4 protein-coding genes are annotated in these 4050 nt (G+C 68.0%); all 4 read right to left on the reverse strand.

Features of this window, described 5'->3' with window-relative positions; all coding sequences use genetic code 11:
* Window positions 1-1702: carbamoyltransferase HypF (gene hypF / locus A5652_RS20740; RefSeq protein ID WP_067355952.1), on the reverse strand; the 1702-nt coding region annotated here is incomplete at its 3' end.
* Between the two features lies 1 nt (window position 1703).
* Entirely contained in the window at window positions 1704-1970 is a 267-nt protein-coding gene (locus tag A5652_RS20745; protein ID WP_067355955.1) for a HypC/HybG/HupF family hydrogenase formation chaperone, read from the reverse strand.
* Window positions 1971-1973: 3 nt separating this feature from the next.
* Window positions 1974-2468: a hydrogenase maturation protease gene (locus A5652_RS20750; RefSeq protein ID WP_067355958.1), complete on the reverse strand. Its 495-nt coding sequence runs from the start codon at window positions 2466-2468 to the stop codon at window positions 1974-1976.
* A gap of 149 nt (window positions 2469-2617) precedes the next feature.
* Window positions 2618-3958: a hypothetical protein gene (locus A5652_RS20755; protein ID WP_067355962.1), complete on the reverse strand. Its 1341-nt coding sequence runs from the start codon at window positions 3956-3958 to the stop codon at window positions 2618-2620.
* Window positions 3959-4050: the final 92 nt, after the last annotated feature.

A 4050-nucleotide genomic window follows, 5' to 3' on the forward strand; every position in this document is an offset into this window, starting at 1 on the left:
GCGGCACCGCCGCCAGATGTCCGGCCCGAACGAAACGGTGGCTTCGGGTGTCGAGGGTGAGAATTTCACCGCCCCAAATCGTTTCGTCACAACCGTAACCGGTGCCGTCGAAGGCAACCCCGACGATGGGTTCGCCGAGGCGCCCGTGTTCGGCGAGCAGCGACACGACGTGGGCGTGGTGGTGCTGGACGAGATCCAGCGGCCGTTCGTGCACCTGGCGTTCGGCCCAGCTTCGGGTGTGATAGCCCGGATGCAGGTCGGCGGCCAACCGGACTGGCCGGCCGCGGATTTCGCTGAGTTGGCTCACCGCCCGCTCGAACGCGCGCAGCGTCTCCCAGGTGGCCATGTCACCGATGTGGCCGGACAGGTAGGCCCGGTTGCCGTCGGTCAGGCAGAAGGTGTTCTTCAATTCGCCGCCCACGGCCAGCACCGCGGGGGCCTGGAGCTTCAAGTCGATCGGCAGCGGCGCGTAGCCGCGGGACCGGCGGATCGGCAGCTCGTGGGCACCCTCCTCGTCGTGAACGACGCGCACCACCGAGTCGTCGCACGGCACGTGGATCGGCCGGTCGTGATCGAGCACGGCGTCGCATAGCTTCGAAAGACGTTGTTGAACGTCGCTATCCGTGAAGCAGATGGGCTCATCCGAGCGGTTGGCGCTGGTCAGCACCAGCGCGTCGGGCACCGGCCCGGGGTTGCCGGGAACCGGAGCCAGCAGCAGGTGATGGATGGGGGAGTACGGCAGCATCAGTCCCAGCAGCGGGCTGCCGGGCGCGGCGGCCGCGGCGACCGGGGCGCCGGCCCGCCGCCGCAGCAACACGATCGGGCGGGCCGGACTGGACAGCACCGCGGCCTCGGCGTCGTCGACGTGGGCGTAGCGGCGCGCCACGTCGAGATCGCGCACCAGCATGGCAAACGGCTTGGCGCCACGCGCTTTCCGCGCGCGTAACGCGTCGACCGCCGTTTCGTCGTCGGCCCCGCAGGCCAGGTGGTAGCCGCCGACTCCCTTGATGGCCACCACGGCGCCGGATGCCAGCGCGTCCTGCGTGGCTGCCAGCGCCGCGTCCGGGCCGTGAACCCGGGCGGCCGGCGCGGCGAACCACAGGCTCGGCCCGCAGTCCGGGCAGGCGATCGGCTGCGCGTGGAATCGGCGATTCGCCGGATCGTGGTATTCGGTGGCGCAGCGCGCACACATGGCGAACCCCGACATCGTGGTGGCCGGCCGGTCGTAGGGGAGTTCCCTGATAATGGTGAACCGAGGCCCGCAGTTGGTGCAGGTCACGAACGGGTGCCGGTACCGCCGGTCGAGCGGGTCGAACAGTTCGGCGATGCAGTCGTCACACACCGCGATGTCGGGGGGAATCGGGGTGGTCGTGCCGCTGGCCAATTGGCTTGACACGATCCGGAATTCGGGCGGGCACGAGCGGTCGGCGGCGATGGCGGCGACGCGCACGTCGGTGATCCGTGCCAGGGGAGGCGCCTCCGCGCGCAGTCGGCGCCCGAATTCCGCCACCGACTCCGCCCGGCCCTGCACCTCCAGAAAGACCGCGCCCGAGTCGTTGCCGACGAATCCGGCCAGACCCAGTTCGGTCGCGATCCGGTGCACGAACGGACGGAAGCCGACCCCCTGCACTACGCCGGTCACCGTGACGCGCTGCCGAGTGTCAGGCGTGCCGGGCCGCAACAGCAGTGGGGTATCGGTCATTTCAACCGGCCTCCGGGTGCGGTGTCAGGTCGGTGCGGCCCCGGCCCATCAGCTCTAGTCCTGCCATGGCCTGCTCGGCCCCGGCCTGATCCGTCTTCTCGACGACGAAGCCCATGTGGATGATCACCCAGTCGCCGGGCGCGAACGTCTCTTCCGGCAACATGCCGACGTTGACCTTGCGTTGTTCTCCGGTGACGTTGACGAGCGCGAGTTGTCCCTCGAAGCCGTCCAGCATTTCGATGACCTGGCCCGGTATGCCCAAACACATGGCTCAGCACCCCTTTTCGGCTGCCGACGGTGCACTGTGTAGCGCCGCGACGATCTCTTCCACCGCCCGCGCCGCCCGGGGGACGGCCTGCGCGACGGGTTGGGTCAGGCCAATGCCCTCCTCGACGCTGCCGGCCTCGCAGCCGACCACCACGGTGTAGGGCGGACGGCCACCCAGCGCACGCAGGCTGGCGAAGACCGCGGCCGGGTCCATGCTGTGCCCATCCAGGCCGTCCGGTCCGGACGACGACTCGTGGTCGGCCTGGAAGATGTGCAACGTGCCGGGATGGCCCCGGCTCGGCACGGCGTCGATTAGGACCAGCGTGTCCCACTCTTCGAGCAGGTCATACGCCAGGTGCATGCCCCGGATTCCGTAGTCGATGACCTGGACCGTCGGATCATCCTGGGGCAGCTCGGCGTTGCGAACCACTTCCGAGCCGAACCCGTCGTCGCCCAGGAAGATGTTGCCGATCCCGGCTACCAGGATGCGCGTCGTCATGGTGGTACCCGCGTCGGTTACATACGCCTCAATTTGAGATAGCGGCGGGCATCGGGCAACGACACCGCTCCGAGCGCCAGCCCAATCGCTGCCACCAGCGCGACAATGGCGATGAAGATCCAACCTAGGACTTCCATAGTGAACTCCTTTCAGGGGTTTGTGCTGTGCTGAGACTGCAGCGGTTCCACTTCGTCGGGGGAGAAGTACAGATAGCGGCCGTACCAGTCGTGCAGGTCCGCGGCCGGATCCTCGTCGACGACGACGCCGACGTGCTTGTTGCCTTCGACGTCCTCATGCACCGACGTGACTCGGGCGGTCTTGCCGGCGACGAAGATGTCCTGGGCGTCGGCGTTGCGCCGTGGGCGCAACCGGACCTTGCTGCCCCGCGCTATCCGGATCCCGTTCACCAGCACCGCGTCGATCTCGGGGCGGACGGCGTTGTCGGCCAGTGGATCCCACCAATCCACTCCTTCGGGGATCTCGGGTACCAAGCCGGTGGGGACGTTGAGCGCGTGTGGATCACGCAGCACGCCGTGCAGTCGCGCCATGGCCTCGGGCGACATGGCGTCGCATTCGTCGATGATGCGCGCGGCCCGCGGGTCGGTCGCCCGGGCCTGCGCCTTCTCCTCATCGGTCATGGTCATCACGCGCAGGGTGAGGATCTCGTCGATCTCCGTGCAGTCGTACAGGGCGGTGTCGCTCTGTTCAGCGACCTCTGGGTGGTCGTAGAGGATGATCGGTGAGATCAGCAGCATGTCGTCGGTGCCCGGGGGGCCAGCCAGTACCGGAAAACAGCGATGCCGGCCGCACCGGGACACCGCGTCGGCCGCGGACTGTGGCGGCTCGAGCAGCGAGATGAACCGGCCGCCAACCACTTCGGCGATGAGGTGCGTTCCGATCATGGATCGCGCTATCACTGAATTCTTATCGTCATGTGCGTTTACGGCCGCGCCGGTGTTGGCGACCCGCACCGAAACCCGCCGCAGGTCGCCGTCGGGCTCGCTGGTGACGGTCAGGACGCCGCGGATCTCGTGGCGTTCGCGAACCAGTCGGCCCCCGTCCACCACCTCGACGTCGGTTGCCGCGTCGGCTCTCACCGGCAGCGACCAGGGTTGATCGTCGAACGCGAGGGGGCCGAAGGAGAACTCGCATTCCACCGCTTCGTCCCAGGTCAGCCACGAGCCGGCCGGGGTCCGCAATTCGTCGACGGGTTCGAAATCGCCGGGACCGGTAGCTTGTTCGGCGCGCCGGTGCTGCAGCTGCAGGAACCGCACCACCAGCGTCAGCGCCCGCGCGTCGTCGACCAGGAAATCCGCGGCAATGGCGTCATCTTCGCCGAGGCCGGATTCGGCCGCGCCCGGGGTCCCCAAAACGCCGAATTGCCAGCGTGATTGATTCTTGCTCGACGTCCCGCGGTACGGGTAGAGCAGATAGCCTTCGTAGAGCACCGCGTCGGCGACGGTGCGGGCTCGATCCCAGTTCGATGTCATCGCGTCACCGTGACCTCCAGCAACGAGGTAACCGCCTGGTCGAAGTCGAGCATTCCGTTGGCCGACCTGTAACCGGCCAGTTGCGCGATGGT

This window comes from Mycobacterium sp. 1165178.9 (assembly GCF_001673555.1).
In the GTDB taxonomy this organism is placed as follows: Bacteria; Actinomycetota; Actinomycetes; order Mycobacteriales; family Mycobacteriaceae; genus Mycobacterium.

What these genes read in the sequence shown, in the direction of transcription:
- A5652_RS20745 (WP_067355955.1), bottom strand. Translation starts at nt 1,970, where the DNA reads ATGTGTTTGGGCATACCGGGCCAGGTCATCGAAATGCTGGACGGCTTC.
- A5652_RS20750 (WP_067355958.1), bottom strand. Translation starts at nt 2,468, where the DNA reads ATGACGACGCGCATCCTGGTAGCCGGGATCGGCAACATCTTCCTGGGC.
- A5652_RS20755 (WP_067355962.1), bottom strand. Translation starts at nt 3,958, where the DNA reads ATGACATCGAACTGGGATCGAGCCCGCACCGTCGCCGACGCGGTGCTC.